This window comes from Micromonospora pallida (assembly GCF_900090325.1).
Classification (GTDB): Bacteria; Actinomycetota; Actinomycetes; order Mycobacteriales; family Micromonosporaceae; genus Micromonospora; species Micromonospora pallida.
The window spans coordinates 2,051,241-2,077,524 of sequence record NZ_FMHW01000002.1 but is presented as its reverse complement, the minus strand read 5'-3'; the positions used below and the strand labels follow the sequence as shown (position 1 = coordinate 2,077,524).

Here is a 26,284-nt window from a genome sequence, read left to right as displayed (position 1 = left end):
GCCGTCACCGTACCCATGGTCTGATCAGCCTCACGAACCCTGGAGGTGACCATGGCAGCACAGGTAGCCGTCTGCGGACCGGCAACCGCGACAGCGACAGAACTGACCCACGCCCGCCGAGTGGGAGAGCTGCTCGCCACACACGGCGCCATCGTGCTCTGCGGCGGCGGAGGCGGCGTGATGGCCGCCGTCGCCACCGCAGCCCGCACCCACCACGGCCTGGTCGTCGCCGTACGCCCCGACGACACCCACGACAACCCCACCGACGTCTCCGTCACCATCGCGACCAACCTGGGACAGGCACGCAACGCCGTGCTGGTGTGGAGCGCCGACGCCGTCATCGCCATCGGCGGATCCTGGGGCACCCTCAGCGAAATCGCCCTGGCCCTACGCCGGGACAGCATCCCAGTCGTCGTCCTCGACGGCTGGCGGATCACCGACCCGACCGGAACCCCGGTGCCCGGCCCCCTGCACGTCGACACCCCCGAGGAAGCCGTCCACGCCGCCCTCTCGGCAATGGCCGACTGACCCGCCACCCACGCTCACCGGGCCGACACCAACCCCGCCAACACCCGATGCGTACGGTTCGACCGCACCGCCGCCCGCTGCTGACCCGCCGTCACCTCGATGTACGTCTGCGACGACGCCAACGACGCATGACCCAACAACCGCATGATCTCCGCCGCGCTCGCCCCGTCCTCGGCCAACCGCGTCGCGAACGTGTGCCGCAACGCGTGCAACCGCGCACCCGCCGGCACCCGATCCGTGATCCCCGCCCGCCGATAACAGGAGTCCACCAGATACTGCAGACCACCCCGCCGTAACGGCTCGCCCCGCCGGTCCACCAGCAGCGCCGAGTCCGGCCGCACCGAACGCGCCCCGAACCGCCGGACCCGGCTCTCCAGGTACGCCCCGAGGACCCCGTCCAGCTCCGGCTCGACCGGCACCACCCGGGGCCGGCCGCCCTTGCCGGCCACCTCTACCCGGCGCTCACCCGCGCGACCCCCGACCGAGGCGACCCGCAGCGCCAGCAGCTCCGCCAACCGCAGCCCGGTGCACAGCGCCAACGCCACCACCGCCAGGTCCCGCTCCGGCCACGGATCGTGCTGCCGACCCACGGCCTGGGCCACCGCGTCGAGCAACTGCTCCGGGGTGTCCTCGCCCCGTAGCGGCTTGGGCTGGGGGAGCGGCGCGCGAGGCCGGTCCACCGCCGGCATCGGGTTGCCCGCGACCACCCCCTCGGCCACCAGGAAGGTGAAGAAGTTGTTCCAGGTGGACCACGCGCGGTGCACCGATGCCGCCGCGCGGGGAGCGGCGAACGCGGCGAAGGCGGCCCGCAGCAGGCGGGGGGAGAGGGCGGTGACCGGCAGGGTGTCCAGGGGGAGGGGAGGCGTGGCTCGTTCCGCGGCCAGCCGGGCGACACCCACCAGATCCCGCCGGTACGCCTGCAGGGTGTGCGGGGACGGCTTGCGGGTGGCGCGGGCGGTCAGGAACTCCTCGATCAGCACCTGTACGCGTTCGTCCACTTTGTCATGCATAAGGGTAATTATGCATGATTTTCGGGTTGTTGTCGTCTCTGGGGGAGCGAGCCAGGCACACGCCGTGACCGTCGAGTGGTGCCCGCTACGGCCGGGCGTACCTGGCATCAGGGTGTCGCGCGGCCTGATGACGCCTTCCGGCCGGCCCGCACGACGCGGGGAGGGCCAGCGGACCGTCCGTCGTGACCGGCGCCTTTTCTCCGACGGCGTGGTCAGCTGGCGGCCCGCAGGGCGAATCCACAGCATCTGCGGGCGCGTCATGTCGCCGGGCGACCGCGCTCGTCGGCTTTGTTTCGACGCCTCGCCGGTGAAACTCGCCCAACATGTCAGCCCAGTCAGCTGAGCGAGCCGACATCCCGGCAACGCGCCGTGAGGCGCCTCAGCATCCCGCTGGCGGCTCCGCTCGCGAGGCCCAGACCAGGCGTCACTAGCGGTTCGATAATGTACATTATGTCAAGTTAACCGGGTGGGGCCCTCCTCCACGCGGCGACGCAGGAACGTCAGAGACCCCCGGATACGCGCAGCACCGTGCCGGTCGTGTAGGAGGCTTCCGGGCCAAGGAGCCAGGCGATGGCGGCGGCTACCTCGTTAGCTTCGCCTGGCCGCCCGAGCGGGATGCGCTCCGCTGCCCGGTCGGGTCGGTCGGGTATGCCGGACAGGGCGTGGATGTCAGTGCGGATGATGCCGGGCGCGACGGCGTTGACGCGGATGCCACGTGGGGCGAGTTCCTTGGCCAGGCCCACGGTGAGAGTGTCCGTGGCGGCCTTGCTCGCGGCGTAGTGGATGTACTCCCCCGGGCTGCCGAGCGTCGCGGCGACCGAGGAGACGTTGACGATGGCGGCTCCGGTGGTCATCCGGCGGGCGGCCTGTTGGGCGCAGAGGAAGTAGCCGACGAGGTTGACGTCGACGACGCGGCGGATGTCGTCGACGGTGAGGTCGACGAAGGGGCCGATCGGGCTGGTGATGCCGGCGTTGTTGACCAGGCCGGTGATCGGTCCGAGGGCGTCGGCGGCGGTGTCGAACAGGTGGGCGACCTGGTCGGGTTCGCTGGTGTCGGTGGGTACGGCCACACCGCGTCGGCCGGCCGCGTGCACGTCGGCCAGGACGGCGGTGGCGGCGTCGTGGTCGCGGCGGTAGCAGAGGGCGATGTCATGGCCGGCGAGGGCGAGGCGACGGGCGGTGGCGGCGCCGATGCCGCGTCCGCCGCCGGTGATGACGGTGACCGGTGTGGTCATGGTGGCCCTCTCCCCCGGTGGTGTCGTGTCGGCCGAGGCTACCGTGACGCGCCCGGTGCGTCGGTCCGCTGTGGTCGGGTGGGTGGTCCCCGGCGAGGCGGGTGTCGGGGGCGGCTGGTATCAAAGGCAGGAAATTCAGACAGTTGTCCGAAAGAGGGTTGTGATGGGGGCGGCGGACCAGGGGTTGTCCACTGACGAGGTGGACGGTATCCGAGAGGCGTTGGCGGCGGGTCGTAAGCCGAAGGTGGTGTTCACGGCCGCGGCGGGGCAGATCGCCGGTCAGGTGGGTCAGGTGGTGGAACTGACCGACCCGGCGGTGTCGGACGAGTTCGTGGTGGTGCGGTTCGGCCGGGACGAGTTGCCGTTCTCCCCCGCTGACGTGGCGGTGGCGCCGCGTGGTGCGGGGCGACGGGTGGTGGCGGAGTCGAAGCCGGAGCCAGAGGCGGAGCCCGTGGTGGCGGAGCCGGAGTTCGTGTTGGAGCGTGCGCCGGTGCCGGAGCAGTCGCGTGGGGATGAGTCGCGGGATGAGCGGCGGGAGGAGCGGCGGGAGGAGTCGAGAGTGGGCGTGGCGGAGGCGAAGCCGGCGAAGCGGCCGGTGAAGGCGGCGAAGCCGAAGGCGCTGGCGGGGTTGACGGTGACGTTGCAGTACGCCGAGGGCGAGTGGACGGTGGCGGCGCAGCAGGGCAGCAAGTCGTTGGCGAAGCCGTACGTGGTGAAGCCGGCGGAGGCGTTGCGGATGGTGGCGTTGGTGGATGTGCCGGGGGTGCAGGAGGCGGTGGAGCAGATCCTGGCGGCGGAGCGGGCCGAGGCGGAGCAGCAGGCGGAGAAGTTGCGGGCGGAGTTGGCGGAGATCGAGGCGCGGTTGGCGGAGTTGCGCGAGGCGGGGTGAGTGCTGTGGTGGTCGGGGGTGCTGGTGGGTGCCGCTGACCGGTTGGGTGTGCGTGGCGTGGGGTTGCCTGGGGGTGGCTCCGCGCCACGTGTCGTTTCGGCTGGGTGGACGTTCTTGCCGGACGGCCGGAGGGGCGGTCCCGGGGTGTCGCAATTCCTGTTATGCCAATTGACACAAGCTTGATCAGGTCTCTACGGTTCTCGGTATGGACGAGGTCAGGCGCCCTGGGCGGCCGCGTAAGACGCCCGATCGGCTGGCTCGGTGGACGCCGCCGGAGGGCTGGTCGCGGCTGGTTGCCTGGATCTCGCCGGAGGAGAAGAAGGCGCTCAAGCACGTCGCTGTCGAGGCGGATGTTGCGGTGGCTGATCTGGTCCGTGCGCTGGCCGGCGGTCTGGCGGGTGGGGTGATTACCGCCGAGGAGTTGATCGGGCAGGTCAGGAAGGGAATGCGGGTCATGGAGAAGATTCCGACGCTGTTCGAACGCGACGACCATTTCCAGGTGGTCGACCGTCTGCGGCCTGAGTGCGCGTGGGTGTTCGACGGTGAGGGAACCCCGACCGAGAAGCTCGACGGCACGAACGTGCGGCTCACCGTCCGCTCGGGGCATCTGGTGCGGGTGGAGAAGCGTCGTAATCCCAGCAAGGTGCAGAAGCAGCAGGGCATCGTCGACGGGTGGTACGTCGACACCGACGACCACGGCGCGGAGGACAGGTGGATCCTGGCCGCGGCCCGCAACACCGACGTGTCGGACTGGCCCGACGGCGAGCATCCGTGTGAGGCACTCGGCCCCCGTGTTCAGGGCAACCCACTGGGCCTGGAAGAGCACAGGTGTGTGCCGTTTAACCTGCGCGCGACTGCGCTGCCGGACGCGCCGCGCAGCTTCGCCGGGCTGCGGAAGTATCTGGCCGGGTTGGAGAGCCGGTTCGCCCCTGGTCACCTGGCGGAGGGCATCGTGTTCCACCACCCGGACGGCCGTCGCGCCAAGATTAAGCGTAAGGACTTCTCCCGCAGCGCGTGATCTCGCGCCCGCCCTGCCCTGTGCCACCCGTCCACGCCGGACCTCCTGGCGGGTCTGCCCGTGGCGTAGCGTTGGCGCAGTGACGCTCGCCTATCCTGTTGTTGATCTTACTGATGGAGCTGTGCGTCTTCGTCGATGGCGAGAGGATGATCTGGGTTGCGTCCGGGCTGCTGCCCAGGATCCGCGAATTGTCGAGGCCACGACGGTTCCGGGAGTGTTCTCGGTCGATGCGGGACGAGCGTTCATTTGTCGGCAGTGGAGTCGAGCCGACAGCGGTGAGGGTGTCTCGCTTGCGATCGCTGATGTGGTGAATGATCGAGCGGTCGGTCTGGTCGTGCTCATGCTGCGGCCGCAGCCGGGTGTGGCCGGTCTTGGCTACTGGCTCATCCCCTCAGCGCGGGGGCGAGGGATCGCCACTCGCGCGGCGAGGCTGGTGTCGTCGTGGGCGTTGGACGTCGCGGGCATCATGCGGGTGGAGGCGTGGGTGGAGCCGGACAACGAGGCGTCACGGCGGGTTCTCACCGAGGCCGAGTTCGAGCAGGAGGGTGTGCTGCGCAGCTTCCTGGCTTTTCCGGGCCGTCGCGCTGACGCGGTGGTCTTCTCCAGGATCCGAGACTCTCATCCTCGAGAAGCGTGAGCGGTGGGCCTGGGTCGGGCCGTGGCCGACCGGGCAGGCCCAGCGCCCGTAGCCCGGCCGATCTGACCAACCGGCCCTCACCGAGCTACGGATGTGCCAGCGGCGTCCTCGCGACCTGCCTCGCCGTGCGGGGCGGGGCGTCCGGTGGTCAGTGGGTGGGGATGTGGGTGACGCCGATGCGTCGGCGGAAGACCCAGTAGGTCCAGCCCTGGTAGGCCAGGACGACGGGGGTGAAGACGGCGGCCACCCAGGTCATGATCTCCAGGGTGTAGGGGGTGCTGGCGGCGTTGGTGGCGGTGAGGGTGCCGGCGGGGTCGCCGGTGGAGGGCAGGAGGTTCGGGAAGAGGGCGGTGAAGAGGGTGGCGACGGTGAGAGCGATGGCGGTGGCGGTGCCGGTGAAGGCCCAGCCTTCGCGGCGGTGGTGGGTGGCGGTGAGGCCGGCGAGCAGGGCGGCGCCGGCGGCGGTGGCGAGGATGACGGCGGCGGTGGTGTGGCGGATGGTGAGGGTCCAGGTCAGGAAGGCCACGGTGAGGACGGCGGCGGTGAGGCCGAGGCGGGTGGCGAGGGTGCGGGCGCGGTGGCGGATGTCGCCGGTGGTCTTGAGGGCGGTGAAGACGGCGCCGTGGGTGAGGAACAGGGCGGTGGTGGTGAGGCCGCCGAGCAGGGCGTAGGGGTTGAGGAGGTTGGTGAGGCCGCCGGCGTATTCGTGGTCGGCGGTGAGGGGGACGCCGCGGAGGATGTTGGCGAAGGCGACGCCCCAGAGGAAGGCGGGGGTGATGCTGCCGAGGGTGATGGCGGTGTCCCAGCGGCGTTTCCAGGTGGCTTCGGGGCGCTTGTGGCGGTATTCGAAGGCGACGCCGCGGGCGATGAGGGCGAGGAGGATGAGTAGGAGGGGTAGGTAGAAGCCGGAGAAGAGGGTGGCGTACCACTCGGGGAAGGCGGCGAACATGGCGCCGCCGGCGGTGATGAGCCAGACCTCGTTGCCGTCCCAGACGGGCCCGATGGTGTTGATCATGACGCGGCGTTCGCGGTCGTCGCGGGCGAGGACGGGTAGGAGTGCGCCGACGCCGAAGTCGAAGCCTTCGAGGATGAAGTAGCCGGTGAAGAGGACGGCGATGAGGAGGTACCAGACGGTGGTGAGGTCCACGGTGGGGCTCCGGGGTCAGTAGGCGAAGGCGAGGGGGCGGTCGGCGTCGTCGGTGTCGTCGGGTGCGGGGGTCTCGGTGACGTCGGGGAGGCCGTTGCGGGCGTAGCGGATGAGCAGGCGGACCTCGATGACGGCGAGGGTGGCGTAGACGAGGGTGAAGGCGGTGAAGCTGGTGAGGACTTCGGTGAGGCTGACGCTGCGGGAGACGCCGTCGCGGGTGAGCATTTCGCCGAAGACGATCCAGGGTTGCCGGCCCATCTCGGTGAAGATCCAGCCGAAGCTGTTGGCGGCCAGGGGCAGCAGGGGCATGACGAGGCCGGCGCGCAGGAGCCATCTGCCGGTGGGGGTGCGGCCTTTGCGGTGGGCCCAGAGGACCCAGAGGGCGATGGCGGCAGCGGCGAGTCCGAAGCCGATCATCATGCGGAAGCTCCAGTAGGTGACCGGGATGATCGGGGTGTAGCTGCCGGGGCCGTACTGGGCGGTGTACTGGGCCTGGAGGTCGTTGATGCCCTGGACGGTGCCGTGGGGGTCGCCGGTGCCGAGGAAGCTGAGCAGGTAGGGGATCTTCAGGGCGTAGATCTCGCGGGTGCCGTCGAGGCTGCCGACGGTGAGGACGCTGAAGGCGGCGGGGCTTTCGGTGGTGTAGAGGCCTTCGGCGGCGGCCATTTTCATGGGTTGGACCTCGGTCATGATTTTGCCCTGGAGGTCGCCGGTGAGCAGGACGCCGGCGGTGGCGGCGAGGGTGATCCAGGCGCCGAAGCGGGCGGCGAAGCGGTAGGTGGGGGTGTCGTCGGTGTCGGGGCGGCGGATGAGGTGCCAGAGGGCGACGGTGACGATGAGGCTGCCGGCGACGAGGAAACAGCCGGCGATGGTGTGGGGGAAGGTGACGAGGGCGACCTTGTTGGTGAGGACGGCGGGGAAGTCGGTGAGTTCGGCCCGTCCGGTGTCGGGGTTGACGCGGTAGCCGACGGGGTTCTGCATCCAGGAGTTGGCGGCGAGGATGAAGTAGGCGCTGAAGGTGGAGCCGAGGGCGGCGGCCCAGATGGTGGCGAGGTGGATGCGTTTGGGGAGGCGGTCCCAGCCGAAGATCCACAGTCCGAGGAAGGTGGATTCGAGGAAGAAGGCGACAAGGGCTTCGATGGCCAGGGGTGCGCCGAAGATGTCGCCGACGAAGCGGGAGTAGTCGCTCCAGTTCATGCCGAACTGGAATTCCTGGACGATGCCGGTGACGATCCCCATGGCGAAGTTGATGAGGAAGAGCTTGCCGTAGAACTTGGTGAGTTTGAGGTAGCGCTGGTCGCCGGTGCGGTGCCACATGGTTTGGAGGACGGCGACGAGGACGGACAGGCCGATGGTGAGTGGTACGAAGAGAAAGTGGTAGACGGTGGTGACACCGAACTGCCAGCGGGCGACGTCCAACGCGTCCACCAGGAACCCCCCAGGTTGTACTACGAGACGTAGTAAATACTACCGCCTGTCGTAGTGGTGGTGGCGGAGTCCGTCGTCCTGTTTTCTTCCGGAGTCAATGACCCTGCTCACCCCGGCCGGTCGGGCCCTCACCTCTCCCCTGTCCCCCACGGGCCGGCTCGCGCGTGCGACGATCGACCGCTGATGGATACGCACTCCCCCTGGCGGTCGCCCCGGCTGTGGCGCGCCGCGCAACTGGTTGCCCGTCTCGTGGTCGGCGCCCTGGCCCGCCTGGAGGTCAGCGGCGACGTGCCCGACCGGCTGCGCGCCGGGCCGATGATCCTGGCCGCCAACCACATCAGCCCGTTCGACCCGATCGTGCTGGCCGCCGCCTGCCAGGTCCGGGGCGTGGCTCCTCGGTTCATGGCCACCGGCGGGCTGTTCCGGGCGCCGGTGGTGGGCGCGGCGATGCGGCACGCCGGGCACATCCGAGTGGACCGGGGCACCGCCGCCGTGGGGCAGGCGCTGCACGACGCCGCCGACGCGGTCGCCGCCGGATCGGTGGTGCTGGTATACCCGGAGGGGCGTATCGGGCTGGACCCCGACATGTGGCCGGAACGCGGCAAGACCGGCACCGCTCGGCTGGCCTTCGCCTGCGGCGCGACAGTGGTGCCGGTCGCCCAGTGGGGGTCGCACGAGGTACTGCCGTACCGGGCGCCGAAGGGCCTGCTGCCGGCCGTGTGGCGGTCGCTGTGGCGGCGGCCGGTGGTACGGGTGCGCTTCGGCGCGCCGGTGGACCTGGCCGACGTCGACCCGGCGGCGGGCGGCGCGGCCCGGCGGGCCACCGACCGGATCATCGACGCGGTCACCGACGTCCTGGTGCCGCTGCGGCTCGACGAGCCCGGCCGGCCCCGGCACGTCGACTCCAGCCGGCCGGTGGACACCAGTCGGGTGCACCAGCGGCGTCCGGCGCGTCCCTGAATCGGGGACAGTCGCGCCGGCAGGCCGGCTGACCTGCCCTTCGCCGGTACGATCATGATCGGGGTGGTCGCCCCGCCGTCCAGGTCGCGTCCTGCCCACCGGACGACGGTGAGCTGCCGGCGGCGCCGACCCCCGACGAGACCGTGGAGGGACGCGATGCGCGCACCGACGGCGACCCGTTTCCCGGTCCCCGCGCCGGCGACGGTGGTGCCGCTGCTGGCCGTGCTGACCCTGGCCGCGGTGTGGGGGCGTGCGCTGCCGCCCGTGGTGGAGGTCGTCGTGGTGGTGCTGCTGGCCGGCGCGGTGCTGGCGGCGGTGCACCACGCCGAGGTCGTCGCCCATCGGGTCGGGGAGCCGTTCGGGTCGCTGATCCTGGCTGTCGCGGTGACCGTGATCGAGGTCGGTCTGATCATCACGTTGATGGTGTCCGGTGGCCCGGACACCGCCACCCTGGCCCGGGACACCGTCTTCGCCGCCGTGATGCTCACCTGCAACGGGATCGTCGGCCTGTCGTTGCTGCTGACCACCGTGCGGCGCCGGGTGGTGGTGTTCAACCCGGAGGGCACCGGCGCGGCGTTGGCGACGGTGCTCACCCTGGCCACGCTGAGTCTGGTGCTGCCGACGTTCACCACCGGTACGCCCGGTCCGGTGTTCACCGGGCCGCAGTTGGCGTTCGCGGCGGCGGCCTCCCTGCTCCTGTACGCGACGTTCGTGTTCGTGCAGAACGTGCGGCACCGCGACTACTTCCTGCCGCCCGAGCGCGACACGCGGCCGACTGTCGGGGAGGACGAGCACGCCCCGGTGCCGTCGGTGCGGACCGCCCTGACCAGCTTCGCGTTGCTGATCGTCGCGCTGGTCGCGGTGGTGGGGCTGGCGAAGGTCGAGTCGCCGACCATCGAGGCGGTGGTCGCCGACGCGGGGCTGCCCCGGCCGGTCGTCGGCGTGGTCATCGCACTGCTGGTGCTGCTGCCGGAGACCCTCGCCGCGGCCCGTAACGCCCGCCGTGACCGTACCCAGATCAGCCTCAACCTGGCTCTCGGGTCGGCGATGGCCAGCATCGGGCTGACCATCCCGGCGATCGCGGTCGGGTCGCTGTGGTTGGACGGGCCGCTGGAACTGGGGCTCGGGGCGACGCAGATCGTGCTGCTCGGCCTGACCGCCGCGGTGGGGATCCTCACCGTGATGCCCGGCCGGGCGACGCTGCTACAGGCCTGGGTGCACCTGTCGCTGTGCGCGGCCTACCTGTTCCTCGCCGCGAACCCGTAAGCCGGGGCAGGTCGTCACGGTGGTGTCCGATGTCAGGCAGTGACCGCCGGCCGGTCACCCGGCGGTCATCGACGGCGGGCATACTGCCCGCGTGTCCCACCCCTACCTCGACGCGCCCGGCCCGCTGGCGTTCGCGCACCGGGGCGGCGCCGCGCAGGGCGACGAGAACACCGCCGCGGCGTTCGCCCGGGCCGTCGACCTCGGCTACCGGTACGTCGAGACCGACGTGCACGCCACCGCCGACGGTGTGGCGGTGGTCTTCCACGACGCGACCCTCGACCGGCTGACCGGCGAACGGGGACGGATCGCCGCGCTGCGTTTCGCCGACCTGGCCACCGTCCGCGTCGGCGGGTCGGCGGTGGTGCCGCGCCTCGACGAGGTCCTCGCCGCCTGGCCGGAGATCCGGTTCAACGTCGACGTGAAGGCCGACGGCGCGGTGGATCCGACCGTGGCGACGGTGGAACGCGTCGGGGCCACCGACCGGGTGCTGCTCGCCTCGTTCAGCGACACCCGGCTGGCCCGGCTGCGGGTCCTCGCGGGTCCTAAGGTCGCCACCTCGCTGGGCATGCGCGGGGTGGCGCGGCTGCGGTGGGCGTCGCTGACCGGGCAGCGGCTGCGGCTGCCGCCGTCGGTGGTCGCCGCGCAGGTCCCGGTCCGGTACGGGCGGATGCCGGTGGTCGACCGGCGGCTGCTGCGCTACGCCCACCGACTCGGGTTGCACGTGCACGTCTGGACGATCGACGAACCTGCCGAGATGCACGAGTTACTCGACCTGGGTGTGGATGGCATCATGACCGATCACGTCGGCGTGCTGCGCGACGTCTACCGCAGCCGCGGCCACTGGGCCGCCTGACCATTCGAGGAAACGATGGCCGAGACCCTGACCACCCCGGCGGAACGGACCCCACCGTCGAGCAGCCGACGTGAACGCACCGGCTGGTACTTCTACGACTGGGCGATGTCGGCGTTCTCCACCACGGTCATCACCGTGTTCCTGGGGCCGTTCCTGACCAGCGTCACCGAAATGGCCGCCGGCTGCGAGCTGGGCGCGGACACCTGCTCCGGGTACGTGTACCCGCTGGGCGTCAAGGTCGCCGCCGGGTCGTACTTCCCGTACCTGGTGTCGCTGTCGGTGTTCCTGACGGTGTTCGTGCTGCCGGTGACCGGCGCGGTCGCCGACCGGTCCCGGCACAAGAAGCCGCTGCTGGCCGCGTTCGCGTTCCTCGGCGCCGGGGCGACCACCGCGATGCTCTTCGTCACCGGGGACCGCTACCTGCTCGGTGGGGCGCTGTTCGTGGTCGCCAACATCGCCTTCGGCGCGGGTGTGGTGGTGTACAACTCGTTCCTGCCGCAGCTGGGTGGCCCGGACGACCGCGACGCGATCTCCAGCCGGGGCTGGGCGCTGGGCTACCTCGGTGGCGGACTGCTGCTGGCGGTCAACCTGGTCGTGGTGAACTCGTTCGGCGACGGCACCGCCCAGCGCACCCTGGACCTGGCCCGCTGGTCGATCGTGTCGGCCGGGCTGTGGTGGGCGTTGTTCACCCTGGTGCCGCTGCGTTGGCTGCGGGAGCACCCGCCGGTGGAGGTGCCGGTCGGCGGCGGCAACGTGCTGGTCGCCGGGTTCCGGCAGTTGGGGCGGACCCTGCGGGAGGTCAAGGCGTACCCGCTGACGTTGTTCTTCCTGCTGGCGTTCCTGGTCTACAACGACGGCATCCAGACGGTGATCGCCCTGGCCAGCCAGTACGGCACCGAGGAGCTGCGGCTGGACCAGACCACGCTGATCGTGACGATCCTGCTGGTGCAGTTCCTCGCCTTCGGTGGGGCGCTGCTGCTCGGTGCGCTCGCCCGGCGGATCGGCGCGTGGAAGACGGTGCTGCTGTCGCTGGTGCTGTGGACGGCGGTGATCCTCGCCGCGTTCCGGCTGCCGGCCGAGGCGCCACTGCCGTTCATGGTGCTCGGCGCCGGTATCGGTCTGGTGTTGGGTGGTAGTCAGGCGTTGAGCCGGTCGCTGTTCAGCCAGTTGATCCCCGCCGGCCGGGAAGGCGAGTACTACGGCTTCTACGAGATCAGCGACAAGGGCACCAGTTGGCTCGGCCCGTTGGCGTTCGGGCTGGTGTTCCAGTTGACCAACTCCTACCGGGTCGGTCTGGTGTCCCTGCTGATCTTCTTCGTGGTCGGGTTCCTGCTGCTGGCGGCCGTGCCGGTGCGGCGGGCCATCATCGCCGCCGGTAACGTCCCGCCGCGCGTCCTCTGACCAGCCGGATCGGTCACGGTCGATCAGATAGGCTGCCCGACCGTGACCGACGCCGACCTCGCCGCCCCGACCTGCCTGGCCCGGCCGTTGCCGGGTGAGCTGGACACGCCCGTCTGCGCCGCCGCGCGGGGAGCCGACGGGCGTCCGCTGCACGCCGCAGCGCTGAAGTTCTTCTGGGGGCCGATGGACTGCGGTAAGTCCACCATGGCCCTGCAGATGAACTACAACCACGCCCGGCAGGGTCGGCGCGGGCTGGTCACCACCCGCATCGACCGGTCGCTGGGGCCCCGGGTCACCACCCGCATCGGACTGGCCCACGACGCCATCGAGGTCACCGACGACCTGGACCTGCGGGCCCTGGTGCGCGGCCGGTGGGCGGAAGGGGAACGCGTCGACTACCTGATCTGCGACGAGGCGTCCTTCTACAGCGTCGCCCACGTCGAGCAGATGGCCGAACTGGTCGACCACGACGACGTCGACGTGTTCGCGTTCGGTCTGGCCACCGACTTCCGGTCGTGTTTCTTCCCCGCCGCGCAGCGGCTGTTCGAACTGGCCGACGAGGTGGCCCGCATCCAGGTGGAGGTGCTCTGCTGGTGCGGCCGGGAAGGGCTGCTCAACGCCCGGGTCGTCGGGGGGCGGGTCGTCCGGGAGGGCGAGCAGGTCGTCATCGGGGACACCGTGCCCGACGCGCAGGTGCGCTACCAGGTGTTGTGTCGCCGGCACCACCGCGCCGGTGACCTCGGCCCCCGCCCCTGACACCGTGACCAGACCGTGATCGAAAGATCCGGTCGCCGCGCCAACCTTTCCGTCCGCCTCGCCCCTCTCCACCGGCACATGGGACGGCGTCGGGTCGTCCCGCCACGGCGACACGGGGGACACCACACATGCGGCTGGCGCTTCGACGGGCCCGCGGGGCGACGGGTCTGCTCCTGGCGGCGGCGGGGGCCACCCTGGTGGCGACGGTCGCCCTCACCGGACTGGCCGGCTACCACCGTGACGTCATCGCCTCCGGTGTGCGGGGGGTGTTGACCGCCGCCACCGCCGAGGAACGGTCGATCCTGGTGCGCGGCGCGGCCGGCCGCACGCCCGACGCCCTCACCCAACGCGACACCGCGCTACGGGCCGGCGCCGCCGACGCCCTCGCCGGCTGGCCCGGCACCGTCGAGGCGGCCGGCTACGCCGCCGGCCGGCAACTACGCGGCGACGTCGGTGCCGCCACCGCCGACGACGACGGCGTGGTCTACGCGTCGGTGATGTTCCTCGACGACCTCGCCGCGCACGCCGACCTGACTGCCGGCACCTGGCCCACCGCAGGTGGCGCGGCCGTGCAGGCCACCCTCGCCGAACCGGTCGCCGCGACCCTCGGTGTCGGTGTCGGCGATCGCATCCCGGTCACCGACGGGTTCACCGGCCGGGTCACCGAACTCACCGTCGTCGGGTTGTGGCGGCCCCGCGCCGCCGGCGACCCGTACTGGCGGCTGGCCCCCGAGACGGCCACCGGCCTGCAAGCCGGCACGGCCACCTACGGGCCGTTGACCGTGCACCGCGACGACTTCCTGCGGCACTTCCTCGCCAACGCCTCCGCCGGGTGGCTGATCACTCCCGACGTTGACGCGGCCACCGGCACCGCCGACCTGGACCGGCTCGCCGCCACCGCCGCCACCGCCCGGCTGCCCGCCGCCGCCGGACTCGGTGACTCCGGCACCGCCACCACCGGCCTCGATGACCTGGTCGAGCGGATCCAACGCGCGGCCCTGGTCGGCCGGTCCGCGCTGGTCACCCCGATGCTGCTGCTGGCCGTGCTGGGCGGGTACACGCTGCTGCTGGTGGCGGCCCTGCTCACCGAGCAGCGCCGCGCCGAGACCGCGCTGCTGCGGGCCCGGGGTGCCGCCCGTTGGCAGGTCGCCGGCCTGGCCGGACGGGAAGCGGCCCTGGTCGTCGCTCCGGCCGTGCTGCTGGCCCCGCCGCTGGCCACCGAACTACTCCGGCACGCCGGCCGGCTGCCGGCGCTGGCGGAGGTGTCACTGCGGCTGCAACCCCGCCTCGACGCCCTCACCTGGGGCGCCGCGCTGCTCGTCGCCGCCGGCTGCGCCCTGGCCATGCTCGGCCCGAACCTACGCCGTGGGGACAGCTACGTCGCCGACCTGGCCGCCCGGTCCCGGCCCGGCCGGCGGGGCGCGGTGCAACGTGCCGGCGTCGACGTGGTGCTGGTGGTGGTGGCCCTGCTCGGCTGGTACCAGCTGCGGTCGTACTCGTCGCCGCTGTCCGGCGCCGGCGGTGACCTGGCCGTCGACCCGCTGCTGGCGGCCGCGCCCACCATCGGCGTGCTCGCCGGCGCGGTCCTGGCCCTGCGGATCCTGCCCCCGCTGACCCACCTCGCGCAACGGTACGTCGACCGCACCCGCGCCACCGCGGCGATGCTCGGCATGTGGCAGGCCGGCCGCCGCCCGCACGCCGGCCCGGTGCTGCTGGTCGCCCTCGCCGTCGCGGTCAGCGCCCTCGGCTGGTCGTTGGCCGGCACCACCGGCCGGTCCCTCACCGACCAGGCCGACCATCGTGTCGGCGCCGACCTGCGGCTGACCGAAACGGTCGGCAGCCCACCCGACGGCCGCGCCGGCCAGCTCACCGGACTGCCCGGGGTGACCGACGTGCTGCCCGTGTGGCGGGCCCCGCTCAGCCTCGGCGCGACCGGACTGCCGGGTGAGCTGGTCGCCGCCGACGCCGGCGTCGCCGCCCGGGTCGTGCGGCTGCGTCCCGACCTGGCCGACGGCTCCCCCACCCGGGCCTTCGACCGGGTCGCCGGGGAACGGGTCGACGCCCCGCACACCGTGCTGCCCGCCGGGGCGCGGCGACTGACCGGCCGGTTCACCGGCACCGTCACCGCCACCTACGCCACCGGCGCGGGGGTGACCGCCCACGCGGTGTTCGCCGAACCCGGCGGCGGGCACCGGCGGGTGCCACTGGGCGTCAGCGCCGGCGGTCGGCCCGTCGACTTCACCGTCGACCTGCCGACCGGTCCGGCCCGGCTGGCCGGGTTCACCGTCGACACCACCGGCCCGGCCCAGATGGTCGTCGACTGGCGGCTGCTCGACCTGCGCGTCGACGATTACCCCGTCGACCTGGGCGGCGGCGGGGCGTGGCAGACCGTCGACCACAGCGGCACCCCCCGCGACGGCGCCACGGCGACCGCCGCCGGCGGCACCCTCACCGCCCGCTGGGTGCGCGACGACGACCGGCGCGGCTGGTCCGGCGCCCCCGTGCACCTGGCCGTCACCCGACCGGCGGCCGGGCCGGTGCCGCTGCTGGTCACCCCGCAGGCGCTGGCCGCGCTGCGGTTGGACGTCGGCGACCACACCCGGCTGTTCCTCGGCGCCGCCGAGGTCGACGTCCGGGTCGTCGGCACCGTCGACGCGTTTCCCGGCGACACCACCGACGCCACCGTCTTCGCCGACCTGCCGTCCCTGCGGGACCGGATCTTCCACGACCGGGGTCTCACCCGCGACGTGCAGGAATGGTGGCTGTCGGTGTCGGCGGACCAGCACGACCAGGCGGTCGACGCGGCAGGCGCGCTGACCGGACTGGACGTGCTCGACCGGCAGGCGGTCGCCCGTGACCTGGCCGGTGACCCGTTCGGTGTCGGCGCGCGCGGCGCCCTGTTCGCCGCCGCCCTCGGCGCGGTGCTGCTGGCCACGGTGGGCATCGCCGTCGACGTCAGCGCCACCGCCCGCCGCCGCGCCAGCGAACTGGCCGTCCTGCGGGCCCTCGGCGCCACCCACCGCACCGTCACCCGGTCCCTGGTGACCGAACAGGCGTTCCTCGCCGGCACCGGCGTGCTGGTCGGCCTGGCCGTCGGCGTCGCGGTCGCCGCCACCACCGCGCCTCTGGTCATCCTCACCCCGTCGGCGCAGCGGCCGACACCCACACCCACCCTGCTCATCGACTGGCCGCCCCTGCTGGCCACCGCCGTCGGAGTGCTGCTGCTGGCCGTCGCCGCCACCACGGTCGCGGCGGCCCGGCTACGCGGCCACTCCGAGGCCGGCCACCTGCGCGGCGGGGAGGACCGGTGACCACCCGTGACCGCACGACCCACCACGGCCGGACAACGATGGCGCGGCGGGGAGGACCGGTGACCACCACCATGACCGCACGACCCACCACGAACGCACGCCGGCGGCGGCGCGGCGGGCCCGGCGCCCGCCTGCGGACCTTCGCCGGGTCCGCCGTCCTGCTCGCCCTGCTCGGCCTGATCGCGGCGGCCCTGGTCGTCGCCGCGCCCCGACTCACCAACGACCTCGCCGACCGGAGCCTGCACACCGACCTGACGCCCCTGCCGTATCAGGTGCGGGACGTGACCATCGAGGTGCCCGGCGGCGCCGACGGTGCGGCCCCCGCCCGGGCGGCCGGCGCGTCGGACCGGTTCCGGGCCGCCCTGCCGCCACCGCTGCCCGCCCTGGTCGGCCAGCAGTGGCAGGCCGCCGACGTCGCCGCCGACGCGGTGGTCGCCTCCGGCGACGTCGGCCCGCTCGGAGAGGGCGGTCTCGTGCAGCTCGGTGTACGCACCCAGAGCGGCCTGCCGGACGAGACCCGGCTGACCGCCGGAACCTGGCCCGACACCGACGGCGGCCAGCCGGTGCAGGTCGCCGTGTCGCGGGCCGTCGCCGACACCCTCGCCCTGCGCCCCGGGGTGCGGCTCGGTGTGGCCGCGCCCGGCCGGGGGTCCGCCGAGCTGCTCGTGACCGGGGTGTTCGAGCCGGTACGCCCCACCGGCCCGGCGTGGGCGGCCATGCCGGAGGCGGTGCAGCCGCTGCTGCCGGTCAACGACGGCGACCCGTACGTGGCCGTCGCGGTAACCGACCCCGCCGGGATGGCCGCCGCCGGCCGGGCTGGACTGCCCGTCACCCACTCCTGGCGATACCGGTTCGACCACGACCGCATCGACTCGTCCATGGTCGAACCGGTCGCCGCGGCCGTCGGCGCGGCCCGCCGCACCCAGTGGCTGCCCGGCGCGACCGTGCAGACGTCCCTGGACACCCAACTGGTGCGGTTCGGCGACCAGCTCACCTCGGTGCGTAACCTGCTGGCCGTGGTGCAGGCCGGACTGCTGGCAAGCCTGCTCGGGCTGGTCCTGCTGGCCGCCCGGGTGGCCGTGCAGAACCGGCGTGCGGAGCTGACGCTGCTGCGGTCGCGGGGCGCGTCCCTGGGCGCGGTGGGCCGGCACACCCTCGCCGAGGCGGCCCTGCTGCAACCGGCGGCGGTGGCCGCCGGTGGGCTGCTCGGACTGCTGGCCCCCGGCCGGGACGGCGGCACATGGTGGGCGCTGCCGCTGATCGCCGTCGCCACCACCGTCGCGGTGCCGGTGTTCGCCGTCGCCAGTCAACGGCATGTCGCTGTCGTCGCCGGCCGGCAGGACCTGCTCGGGGCCCGCCCGTCGGCCCGCCGCCTCACCGTCGAGGTCACCGTCGCGCTGGTGGCGGTGCTCGGGCTGGTGCTGCTGCGTCGACGGGGCCTACAGTCCGGCGGCGACGTCGACGGGTACCTCGCGGCGGTGCCGGTGCTGCTGGCCACCGCGGTGGCCCTGCTCACCCTGCGGGTCCTGCCCGGGCCGCTGCGGCTACTCGACCGGCTGGCCGCCCGGGCCCGGGGCGCGGTGCTGTTCCTGGGGGTGGCCCGGTCCGGCCGGGGTACGCCGGTGACCACCGGGCCCCTCGCGGTGCTGGTCGTTGCGGTCAGCACCGGCGTGTTCAGCGCGGTCGTCACCGACACCGTCGGTCGGGCCCGCGACACCGCCGCCGACCTGAGCGTGCCTGCCGACGCCTGGCTCACCGGGTACGCGTTCGCGCCGGACACCACTGGCCGGCTCGCCGACCTGGCCGGGGTCGACGCCCTCACCCCGGTGCGCGTCGACTCGAACCGGCCCCTGCTGTCCGGCACCGACCCGCAGGCCCGCACCCTCGGCACCGCCCGGATCATGGTGGTCGACGGGCCCGCGTTCGCCCGGGTCGTCGCCGAAAGCGGCGTCGACGTCGACGTGCCGGCCGTGCTGCGCACCGCCACCCGCGGTGACGGGCCCGTGCCGGCGGTGGTGTCCCCGCAGGTCGCCGCGGACCTCGACGGCGGCGCCGCCGCCGACGTGCAGGGCCGGCTGTACCCGTTCCGGGTGGCCGCGACCGCGGACACGTTTCCTGGTGTCGACGTGGGTGTGGAGCGGTTCGTGGTGCTGCCCTGGCAGGCGCTGACCGAGTACCAGCACACCCCGATCATCCCCAACCGGTACCTGCTCGCCGCCGACAGCCACGACCCGGCGGCCCTGCTGCGGGTCGCCGACGACGGACAACGACGCTGGCAGGCGTCGGTGCGGGGCAGCGAGGTCAGCACCCCCGAGGTGCCGGCCGCACTGATCGAACGGGACACCTACCGGGAGGGCCTGGACCGCACCGGCGCCAACGACGTGCTCACCCTGGCGTTCACCGTCGGCGCGGTCGGCGGCAGCGCGCTGGCCGTCCTCGCGGTCGGGTTCGCGGTGCTCGCCGACTCGCGGGCCCGCGTCCGGCTGCTGTCCCGGCTGTCCCCCCTCGGCTTGTCCGAGGGGCAGGGCCGCCGGCTGCTGTTGTACGAACTCGTGCCGCTGGTCGGGGTCGCCGCGACCGCCGGCGCCGCCGTCGGGGTGGCGTTGCCGTGGCTGCTCGGCCCGACGCTCGGACTGTCCGCGTTCACCCCCGGCGTCGACGCCGGCTGGTACCTCGACCCGATGGTCGTCGGCGCGGTGCTGGGGCTGGTCGCGGTGGGCCTGACGGCCGGGCTGGCCGTGGAGATGCTGGTGCACCGACGGACGCGGCCCGCCGAGGCGCTCCGCCGGGGAGAGGAGACCTTGTGACCGTCGTCCACACCGTCCCGGATCTGGTGGCGTTGCAGCAGCGCGCCGCCGACCGGGCCGCCGCCCGCGCCGGCGGCGCCGACCGGCTACGCGGACACATCGTCTGCGACGGGCTGGTGCGTATCTTCAAGACCGACGGGGTGGAGGTCGTCGCGTTGCAGGGCCTCGACCTGGTCGTCGACCGGGGGGAGTTGCTGGCCATCGTCGGCGCGTCCGGGTCCGGCAAGTCGACCATGCTGAACATCCTGTCCGGGCTGGACGTGCCCACCGCCGGGATCGCCCGGGTCGCCGGATACGACCTGCTGACCATGTCGGCGAAGAAACGGCTGCGCTACCGGCGGCACACCGTCGGGTTCGTGTGGCAGCAGACCACCCGGAACCTGCTGTCGTACCTGACCGCGGCGGAGAACGTCGCGTTGCCGATGCGGCTGGCTGGCCGGCGGGGCCGTGCCGCCCGACGGCGGTCGGCCGAGCTGCTGGACCTGGTCGGGGTGGGGCACTGCGCCGACCGGCGGCCGGCCGCGATGAGCGGCGGCGAGCAGCAACGCTGCGCCGTCGCGGTGGCGGTGGCCAACGACCCGGAGGTGCTCTTCGCCGACGAGCCGACCGGGGAACTCGACGAGAACACCGCCGCGGAGGTGTTCGCGGCGCTGCGCACCATCAACGCCGAACTGGGCGTCACCGTCGTGGTGGTCACCCACGACCAGGCGGTGGCTACCCAGGTCCGCCGGACCGTCGCCATCCGCGACGGCCGCACCGCCAGCGAGGTACGCCGCTCGGCGCGCCTCGGCGCCGACGGTGTCGAGGAACTGGTCACCGAGGAGTACGCGGTGCTCGACCGTACCGGCCGGATGCAGTTGCCGGCCGCGTTCGTCGACGCCCTCGCACTGCGTGACCGGGTGCGGCTCACCTTGGAACCCGACCACGTGCAGGTTTTCCCCGGTTTCGCCGGGGAGCGGAAGGAGGAGCCGTGAGCGCCGAGGACCTGGTCACCGTCGAGAGGGTCGGCCGCGAGTTCCCCGGCGCCGGGCAGGTGGTGCACGCCCTGCGGGACGTGTCGTTCACCGCCGGTCGGGGCGAGTTGGTGGCTGTCCGGGGCCGTTCCGGGTCGGGCAAGACGACCCTGTTGAACCTGGTCGGTGGCCTGGACCGGCCCACCGCCGGACGGATCCGGGTGGCCGGGCGGGACGTGGGCACCGCGAACCGGCGGGACCTGCTGGCGTTGCGGCGCGACACCGTCGGGTTCGTGTTCCAGTCGTTCGGGCTGATCCCGATCCTGTCCGCGGCGGAGAACGTCGGCCTGCCGTTGCGGCTGGCGAAGGTCCCCGCCGCGGAACGCGAACAGCGGGTCGCGGTGCTGCTGGAACTGGTCGGTCTGGGCGGGCACGCCCGGCAACGCCCGTACGAGCTGTCCGGCGGCCAGCAGCAGCGGGTGGCCCTGGCGCGGGCCCTGGCGAACGACCCGGCGTTGCTGATCGCCGACGAGCCGACCGGGCAGTTGGACTCGGAGACCGGTCAGGCGGTGATGGACCTGCTGCGGGCGTTGGTGCGGGCCCGGGGCATGACCGCGCTGGTGGCCACCCACGACCCGACGCTGGTGGAGGTCGCTGACCGGGTGGTGACGTTGCGCGACGGACGCCGGGTCGACGACCTGGTGCCTGCCTGACCGGGTGTGCGGGTCAGAACGGGTCGCCGCAGACCCGCCAGTCGTCGTCCTCCCGCACCACCGGCAGGGTGCGTTGTTCGCTGCGGCCCCCGTCGCGGGTCAGCCGTACGGTGACCGTGCCGGTGGGCCGGCCCTCGCGGGTGCGCACCGACACGTCGGTGACCTGGTGGCCGGTCACCACCGGCGGGGTACGCACCCACGCGGCGAACCCGATCGGACTCCACCGGGACCGGGCCGACGCGCACAGCCGCCGGTAGGCGCGGTCGGCGTTCCCGGCGGCGACCTCGGTGAGGAACGCCTCGGCGGTTTCCCGGACCGGCGCGTCGGACTGCCGGACCACCTGCACGTTCCACGCTGCCACCCCGGCCACCCCGACCAGGCACAGGCCCAGCAGCGCGCCGCCCACCAGCAGCCCGGCCCGCACCGGCCGGTGTGGGCGGTGCGGGCGGGACCACGACGCCGACGACATGATGACCAACGGTAGAGAATCCGACACCCACCGCGCAGGAACTCGCGCCTGTCGTAGCGTCCGGGGATCGTCTACCGTCGACGCCATCCCCGGTCCCCCTCGCCAGGAGTGACGCATGGTCCGCTTCGTGCAGCCCGTTCCGGCCCCCGCCGACCCGTACACCGGTGACCCGCTGCTGCGGTCGTGGCTGGAACGGCAGCTCGGCCCGGCCGGGCACGCCGCCGCGAAGGGACGCCTCGCCGACCTGGCCGCCGACGTGACCGGCCCGCTGCGGGCCGCGCACGCCGACGCCGAGGCGCACCCGCCCACGCTGGTGCGCTACGACCCGTGGGGCGCGCGGATCGACCGGGTCGACACCTCTCCCGGCTGGCAGACGCAGCGGGCCGCCGCCGCCCGGCACGCCGTGGTCGCCCTGCCCTACCTGGAGTCGGCGCGCGGCACGTGGGGCGCGGCGGTGCGGGTGGTGCAGCACGCGCTGCTGCACCTGTACGGGGCCGAGTCGGCGACGTTCTCCTGCCCGGTGGCGATGGCCGACGGCGCGGCCGCGCTGCTGTCCCGCCCCGAGGTCGACGCGTCGGTGCGGGACGCGTGGCTGCCCCGGCTGACCGCCACCGACCCGGACGTGGCCGTCACCAGCGGGCAGTGGATGACCGAGGCGCAGGGCGGGTCGGACCTGTCCCGCTCCGACACGGTGGCCCGCCCGGCCGGGGACGGCTCGTGGCGGCTGACCGGCGAGAAGTGGTTCTGCTCGGCGGTGGACTCGGCGATGGCGGTGGCCCTGGCCCGGCCGGAGGGCGCCGGCCCCGGCAGTCGGATCCTCGCCCCGTTCCTGGTGCCCCGCTACGCCGCCGACTCGCCCCTGGCCGGCGGCGGCGACCCGACCGGGTCCGCGCCGGGGGTGCGCATCCACCGGCTCAAGGACAAGCTCGGCACCCGGGCGTTGCCCACCGCCGAGGTCGGCTTACGGGAGGCGTACGCGCTGCCGCTGGGTGACCCGGCGCAGCCCGGCCTGGTCCGGGCGATGACCCTGGTGGTGGTGACCCGGCTGCACAACGCGGCCGCCGCCGCGTCTGGGATGCGGCGGGGCCTGACCTACGCCCGCGCCTACGCCGACGCCCGACAGGTGGCCGGTGGTCGGCTGGTCGACTCGCCGCTGCACCGGGCCACCCTGGGCACCCTCGGCGTGGACACCGCCGGCGCGTTCGTCCTGGCCGGGCACGTGTTCACGCTGCTCGGCCGGGTCGAGGTCGGCGCCGACCCGGACGCCGCCGCCGAACTGCGGGTGGTCGCGCCGTTGGCGAAACTGGCCACCGGGCGGCTCGCCGTGGCCTGCGCCAGCGAGTACGTCGAGGCGTTCGGCGGGGCCGGGTACGTGGAGGACACCGGTGTGCCCCGACTGCTGCGTGACGCGCAGGTCCTGCCGATCTGGGAGGGCACCACCAACGTGCTCGCCCTGGACGTGTTGCGCGCGGTCACCCGGGAGGACGCCGCCCGGCCGCTGCTACGTCGACTCGCCGCCGCCGCGGACACCGCCCGCGGCCTGTCCCCCGCGCTTGCGCACACCCTCACCACGGTCACCGAGGAACTCCGGGACACCTTCGTCGCGGTCACTGCCGACCCGGGCGGCATCGAGGCGGTCGCCGGGGCCCGCGCCGTGGCGCTGCGCTGCGCGTACGCGTTGACGGCGGCGCTGCTGGTCGAGCACGCCGCCTGGGGTGACGAGACCGCCCACGTGGCGGCCCGGCTGTGGGCGCGGCGGTGGCTGCGGCACGAGGACATCGCCGTGGACGCCCACCAGCACATGGACCTGCTCTGCTGAGCGCCGGTCAGCCGGGACCGCGCCGGGACCGGGCCGCCCAGATCACGTACGCCGGGTCCCGGTCGAGGTTGTGCCGGTCCCGGTCGTAACGGCGGGTGGTCCGTGGGTCGGCGTGGCCCATCGCGTCCTGCACGTCCTCGAGGGGAACACCCTCGGCGCGGGCGGTGGTGGCGAACGCGTGCCGCAGCGAGTGCGGCGACAGCCGCGCCCAGGCGGGAATCCCTGCGGCCCGGGCGAGCCGACGGACCAGCCGGAACACCGAGTGCCGGTCGAGCCGGCCACCGGTGGCGGTCACCAGCAGCGGCCCGGTCAGCTCGCCCACCGTCACGCCCTGCGCCTGCGCGCGTGCCGTCAGGTACGCGTCGAGGGCGTACGCGGTGCCGGGGGTCAACGCCCGCCGACGCTGCCGGCCGCCCTTGCCGACGAACCGCACACTGCGGTGACCGCGCTCCACGCCCAGGTCGTCGAGGTTCAACGACACCAACTCCCCGACCCGTAGCCCCAGGTCGGCCAGGAGCGCCACCACGGCCCGGTTGCGGGCGGCGGTCGGGCCGGTGGCGGCCTGCGCGGCGGCGAGCAGCGCGTCGACCTCCTGCGGGGTGAGCCCGACGGTGGCGGAGTGGTCCCGGTCGACGTGGGGCCGGTCGGCGCCGGAGACCGGGTTCGCCTCGACGGCCCGCAGCTTGACCAGGAAGTCGTACCAGCTGGACAGGGCGGAGAGCTTACGGGCCACCGTGGCCGGGGTCAGTGGCCGGCTGGTCCGGGCGGCCGGCGTCGATTCCAGGTCCCGGCCGTAGGCGTTGACGTGCAGGAAGGTGGCCCGCAGCGGGTCGAGGTCGTGGCTGGCGCACCAGGTGAGCCAGCCGGTGACGTCCCGCCGGTAGGCGTCGCGGGTGTGCGCGGACATCCGCCGGTTGGCCAGCCACGCCTCGGTGACGTCGAGTGGGCCGGTGGGTAGGGCGGGTGTCGGGGCGGCGCCGGACAGCACCGGCAGGTCGGAGCGCGACATACCGGAAAGACTCTCAGGTCGGGGCCGGGTTCGCGGGCGCGGCGCGCCCGTCACCGCCGTACGGCGGGCCGGCAGTCGAGGTAGGCGTCCAGTGCGGCGGCGCCGGTGAGCATGGCGCGGCCACGGGCCGCGAGGCGGGCATGCCAGTCGTGGAGCGTCGATTCCAGAGGTGCGACGCCTCCGGCGGAGCGGATCTGGGCGATCAGCGGGGCGATCTGTTCCAGCAGGTAGCCACCTCGTCTGAGCTGGTGGACGAGCAGGGCGTCGCGCACGTCGGCCGCACCGTAGACCCGGTAGCCGGTCTGCGGGTCGCGGCGCGGTTGGACCAGGCCGGCGCGTTCCCATTTGCGCAGGGTGGCGGGGCGGACGCCGAGCCGTCCCGCCAGAGGGCCGACGAACGTGTCACCGCGTTCTGGCCGTATCGGATCGAGGTCGCGAAGCGCGACTTCGACGGCCTGGAGGGTACGACGGTCGTCGCGCAGCTGGACGTGACTTTCGTCGATGAGCCGCAGCGCCTGGCCGGTGTCACCCCGGTTGACCGCCTGCATGATCGACGTGGCCGTCTGGTGGCCGTGGCCGGCCACGAGGGCGAGGAACGCGCGCAGCGCCTGCGCGTGCGGCGGCGTGTAGGTGCGGTAGCCGTGCGGAGTACGTTCCGCCGCCGGGAGGATCCCGGCGTCTTCGTAGTTCCTGACCGCCTGGGTGGACAGGCCGTGCTCCCGCGCCAGGTCAACCGGCCGGAGCCGCCTACCGTCTTGAGGGTTTCGTCGCATCGCCCTGCCAATGTCGCGGGTAAGTCTCAACGTTTGGTTCAACGATACCGTTGAGGGTATGACTGCTGCCATCAGAGACACCGCCCAGGTCGTCGACGCCGCCACCGTCATGGGGTTACTCCCCGCCCGGCCACGGCTGCTTGCCATGGGTGAGCCCACCCACGGCGTGGACGGTCTGCTCGATCTGCGAAACGATCTCTTCCGGCAACTCGTCGAGCAGGAGGGCTACCGGACGATCGCGATCGAGAGCGACTGCCTGATGGGACTGGTCACCGACGACTACGTCACCTCGGGTGCCGGCACCCTCGACGAGGCCATGGAGCGTGGCTTCAGCCACGGGTTCGGCGCGTCCGCGGCCAACCGCGAGCTGGTGCGCTGGATGCGCGCGTACAACAACGGGCGGCCCAGGTCAGAACGGCTACGCTTCGCCGGGTTCGACGGCCCGCTGGAGATCACCGGCGCCGCGAGCCCCCGGCAGGCCCTCACCGCACTACACGCCTACCTGACCGCCCGGGTGGACGCCGACCTGCTCCCCTGCACCGCGGAAACGCTCGACCGCCTGCTCGGCGCCGACGACCGGTGGACCAATCCCGCCGCGATGATGGACCCGTCCCAGTCCGTGGGGCAGACGCCCGAGGCGACCCAGCTGCGGCTGCTCGCCGACGACCTGGCAGCCCTGCTCGACACGCATACCCCGCACCTGATCGCGGCGTCCGCACCGGACGACTGGGAGCGGGCACGCCTGCACGGACGTACCGCGACCGGGCTGCTGCGCTACCACTTCTGGATGGCCGACACGTCACCGGGCCGCATGGCGTGGCTGCTGGGCGTACGGGCGTCGATGATGGCCGCCAACCTGCTCGCGATCGCCGAGCGGGGCCCGGCCCTGGTGTACGCCCACAACGGGCATCTCCAGCGGAACAGGAGCAGCATGCGGCTGGGCGGCCTGCCGCTGGAGTGGTGGAGCGCCGGGGCGATCGTCAGCGCCCACCTGGGCGAGGAGTACGCCTTCCTGGCCACGGCCCTCGGCACGATCCGCCACCATGATGTGGACACCCCACCCCCGGACACCATCGAAGGGCTCCTGTACGCGCTCCCGGAGGACCGGTACGTCGTGGATGCCCGCCGACTGGCCGCCGCCCTCGGCGACGTGCCGCCCACTCTCCGGGTGTCCCCCTGGTTCGGCTACGCCCCGCTGGACCCGACCCACCTTGCCCGCACCGACGGGATCATGTTCGTCAAGGACGCCTCACCGAGGTGAGATACCTTCCGCAGAAGGGCCATGCCCGTCAACCCCGGTTC

Annotated in this window: 22 protein-coding genes; 15 read left to right on the top strand and 7 right to left on the bottom strand. The window is 73.2% G+C overall.

Annotation, left to right across the window (positions count from 1 at the left end):
- Window positions 1–51: 51 nt before the first annotated feature.
- Window positions 52–528, top strand: a complete 477-nt coding sequence (locus GA0074692_RS09110) for an SLOG cluster 4 domain-containing protein (protein WP_176738360.1) — start codon at window positions 52–54, stop codon at window positions 526–528.
- A gap of 14 nt (window positions 529–542) precedes the next feature.
- Here the strand turns inward: GA0074692_RS09110 and GA0074692_RS09105 are convergent, their stop codons facing one another.
- Both GA0074692_RS09105 and GA0074692_RS09100 read right to left on the bottom strand, forming a co-directional pair.
- Window positions 543–1,538, bottom strand: a complete 996-nt coding sequence (locus GA0074692_RS09105) for a tyrosine-type recombinase/integrase (protein WP_091641725.1) — start codon at window positions 1,536–1,538, stop codon at window positions 543–545.
- Between the two features lie 500 nt (window positions 1,539–2,038).
- Window positions 2,039–2,773 carry an SDR family oxidoreductase gene (locus tag GA0074692_RS09100; protein WP_091641720.1) on the bottom strand — a complete coding sequence of 245 codons (735 nt, stop codon included), beginning with the start codon at window positions 2,771–2,773 and terminating at the stop codon, window positions 2,039–2,041.
- A 163-nt stretch (window positions 2,774–2,936) separates the two neighbouring features.
- Between GA0074692_RS09100 and GA0074692_RS09095 the strand changes: the two genes are divergently transcribed.
- The 3 genes from GA0074692_RS09095 to GA0074692_RS09085 all read left to right on the top strand — a co-directional run bounded on the left by GA0074692_RS09095 (window position 2,937) and on the right by GA0074692_RS09085 (window position 5,317).
- On the top strand, window positions 2,937–3,662 hold the full coding sequence (locus GA0074692_RS09095) for a hypothetical protein (protein WP_091653066.1): 726 nt from the start codon (window positions 2,937–2,939) through the stop codon (window positions 3,660–3,662).
- 205 nt (window positions 3,663–3,867) lie between these two features.
- A complete protein-coding gene (locus GA0074692_RS09090) occupies window positions 3,868–4,680 on the top strand; it encodes a hypothetical protein (RefSeq protein ID WP_091641715.1) in 813 nt (270 codons plus the stop codon).
- 79 nt (window positions 4,681–4,759) lie between these two features.
- On the top strand, window positions 4,760–5,317 hold the full coding sequence (locus tag GA0074692_RS09085) for a GNAT family N-acetyltransferase (protein WP_091641710.1): 558 nt from the start codon (window positions 4,760–4,762) through the stop codon (window positions 5,315–5,317).
- Window positions 5,318–5,465: 148 nt separating this feature from the next.
- On the opposite strand, the gene cydB is transcribed toward GA0074692_RS09085, so the two are convergent.
- The gene (gene cydB / locus GA0074692_RS09080; protein WP_091641705.1) at window positions 5,466–6,464 is read right to left on the bottom strand and encodes a cytochrome d ubiquinol oxidase subunit II; all 999 of its coding nucleotides are present in this window, start codon (window positions 6,462–6,464) and stop codon (window positions 5,466–5,468) included.
- Window positions 6,465–6,479: 15 nt separating this feature from the next.
- Window positions 6,480–7,892 carry a cytochrome ubiquinol oxidase subunit I gene (locus GA0074692_RS09075; protein WP_091641702.1) on the bottom strand — a complete coding sequence of 471 codons (1,413 nt, stop codon included), beginning with the start codon at window positions 7,890–7,892 and terminating at the stop codon, window positions 6,480–6,482.
- Window positions 7,893–8,075: 183 nt separating this feature from the next.
- Between GA0074692_RS09075 and GA0074692_RS09070 the strand changes: the two genes are divergently transcribed.
- From GA0074692_RS09070 to GA0074692_RS09030, 9 genes are all read left to right on the top strand, one after another.
- Window positions 8,076–8,852, top strand: coding sequence for a lysophospholipid acyltransferase family protein (locus GA0074692_RS09070; RefSeq protein WP_091641699.1), 777 nt, complete (start codon window positions 8,076–8,078; stop codon window positions 8,850–8,852).
- A gap of 156 nt (window positions 8,853–9,008) precedes the next feature.
- On the top strand, window positions 9,009–10,118 hold the full coding sequence (locus GA0074692_RS09065) for a calcium:cation antiporter (protein ID WP_091641694.1): 1,110 nt from the start codon (window positions 9,009–9,011) through the stop codon (window positions 10,116–10,118).
- A gap of 91 nt (window positions 10,119–10,209) precedes the next feature.
- Window positions 10,210–10,971, top strand: a complete 762-nt coding sequence (locus GA0074692_RS09060) for a glycerophosphodiester phosphodiesterase family protein (protein ID WP_091641689.1) — start codon at window positions 10,210–10,212, stop codon at window positions 10,969–10,971.
- Window positions 10,972–10,986: 15 nt separating this feature from the next.
- A complete protein-coding gene (locus GA0074692_RS09055; RefSeq protein WP_091641686.1) occupies window positions 10,987–12,372 on the top strand; it encodes an MFS transporter in 1,386 nt (461 codons plus the stop codon).
- Between the two features lie 75 nt (window positions 12,373–12,447).
- The gene (locus GA0074692_RS09050) at window positions 12,448–13,128 is read left to right on the top strand and encodes a thymidine kinase (protein WP_176738681.1); all 681 of its coding nucleotides are present in this window, start codon (window positions 12,448–12,450) and stop codon (window positions 13,126–13,128) included.
- A gap of 128 nt (window positions 13,129–13,256) precedes the next feature.
- Window positions 13,257–16,439, top strand: coding sequence for an ABC transporter permease (locus GA0074692_RS09045; protein ID WP_091641677.1), 3,183 nt, complete (start codon window positions 13,257–13,259; stop codon window positions 16,437–16,439).
- Window positions 16,440–16,498: 59 nt separating this feature from the next.
- Window positions 16,499–19,246 (top strand): ABC transporter permease, encoded by a 2,748-nt coding sequence (locus tag GA0074692_RS09040; protein ID WP_141725203.1) that lies wholly within the window; start codon window positions 16,499–16,501, stop codon window positions 19,244–19,246.
- Entirely contained in the window at window positions 19,243–20,220 is a 978-nt protein-coding gene (locus GA0074692_RS09035) for an ABC transporter ATP-binding protein (protein WP_091641669.1), read from the top strand. The genes GA0074692_RS09040 and GA0074692_RS09035 overlap by 4 nt, the downstream gene beginning before the upstream one ends.
- Entirely contained in the window at window positions 20,217–20,912 is a 696-nt protein-coding gene (locus tag GA0074692_RS09030; RefSeq protein WP_091641664.1) for an ABC transporter ATP-binding protein, read from the top strand. Before GA0074692_RS09035 ends, GA0074692_RS09030 begins: the two co-directional genes overlap by 4 nt.
- 13 nt (window positions 20,913–20,925) lie before the next feature.
- Here the strand turns inward: GA0074692_RS09030 and GA0074692_RS09025 are convergent, their stop codons facing one another.
- Window positions 20,926–21,381 (bottom strand): Rv0361 family membrane protein, encoded by a 456-nt coding sequence (locus tag GA0074692_RS09025; RefSeq protein ID WP_091653063.1) that lies wholly within the window; start codon window positions 21,379–21,381, stop codon window positions 20,926–20,928.
- A 115-nt stretch (window positions 21,382–21,496) separates the two neighbouring features.
- On the opposite strand from GA0074692_RS09025, the gene GA0074692_RS09020 reads away from it, so the two are divergent.
- Window positions 21,497–23,200 (top strand): acyl-CoA dehydrogenase family protein, encoded by a 1,704-nt coding sequence (locus tag GA0074692_RS09020; protein ID WP_091641660.1) that lies wholly within the window; start codon window positions 21,497–21,499, stop codon window positions 23,198–23,200.
- A 7-nt stretch (window positions 23,201–23,207) separates the two neighbouring features.
- On the opposite strand, the gene GA0074692_RS09015 is transcribed toward GA0074692_RS09020, so the two are convergent.
- Complete coding sequence (locus GA0074692_RS09015; protein ID WP_091641656.1) at window positions 23,208–24,209, bottom strand: tyrosine-type recombinase/integrase; 1,002 nt, start codon at window positions 24,207–24,209, stop codon at window positions 23,208–23,210.
- 50 nt (window positions 24,210–24,259) lie between these two features.
- Complete coding sequence (locus tag GA0074692_RS09010; protein ID WP_091641651.1) at window positions 24,260–24,982, bottom strand: TioE family transcriptional regulator; 723 nt, start codon at window positions 24,980–24,982, stop codon at window positions 24,260–24,262.
- Window positions 24,983–25,040: 58 nt separating this feature from the next.
- Between GA0074692_RS09010 and GA0074692_RS09005 the strand changes: the two genes are divergently transcribed.
- On the top strand, window positions 25,041–26,243 hold the full coding sequence (locus GA0074692_RS09005) for an erythromycin esterase family protein (RefSeq protein ID WP_091641648.1): 1,203 nt from the start codon (window positions 25,041–25,043) through the stop codon (window positions 26,241–26,243).
- The last annotated feature ends 41 nt before the right edge of the window (window positions 26,244–26,284 follow it).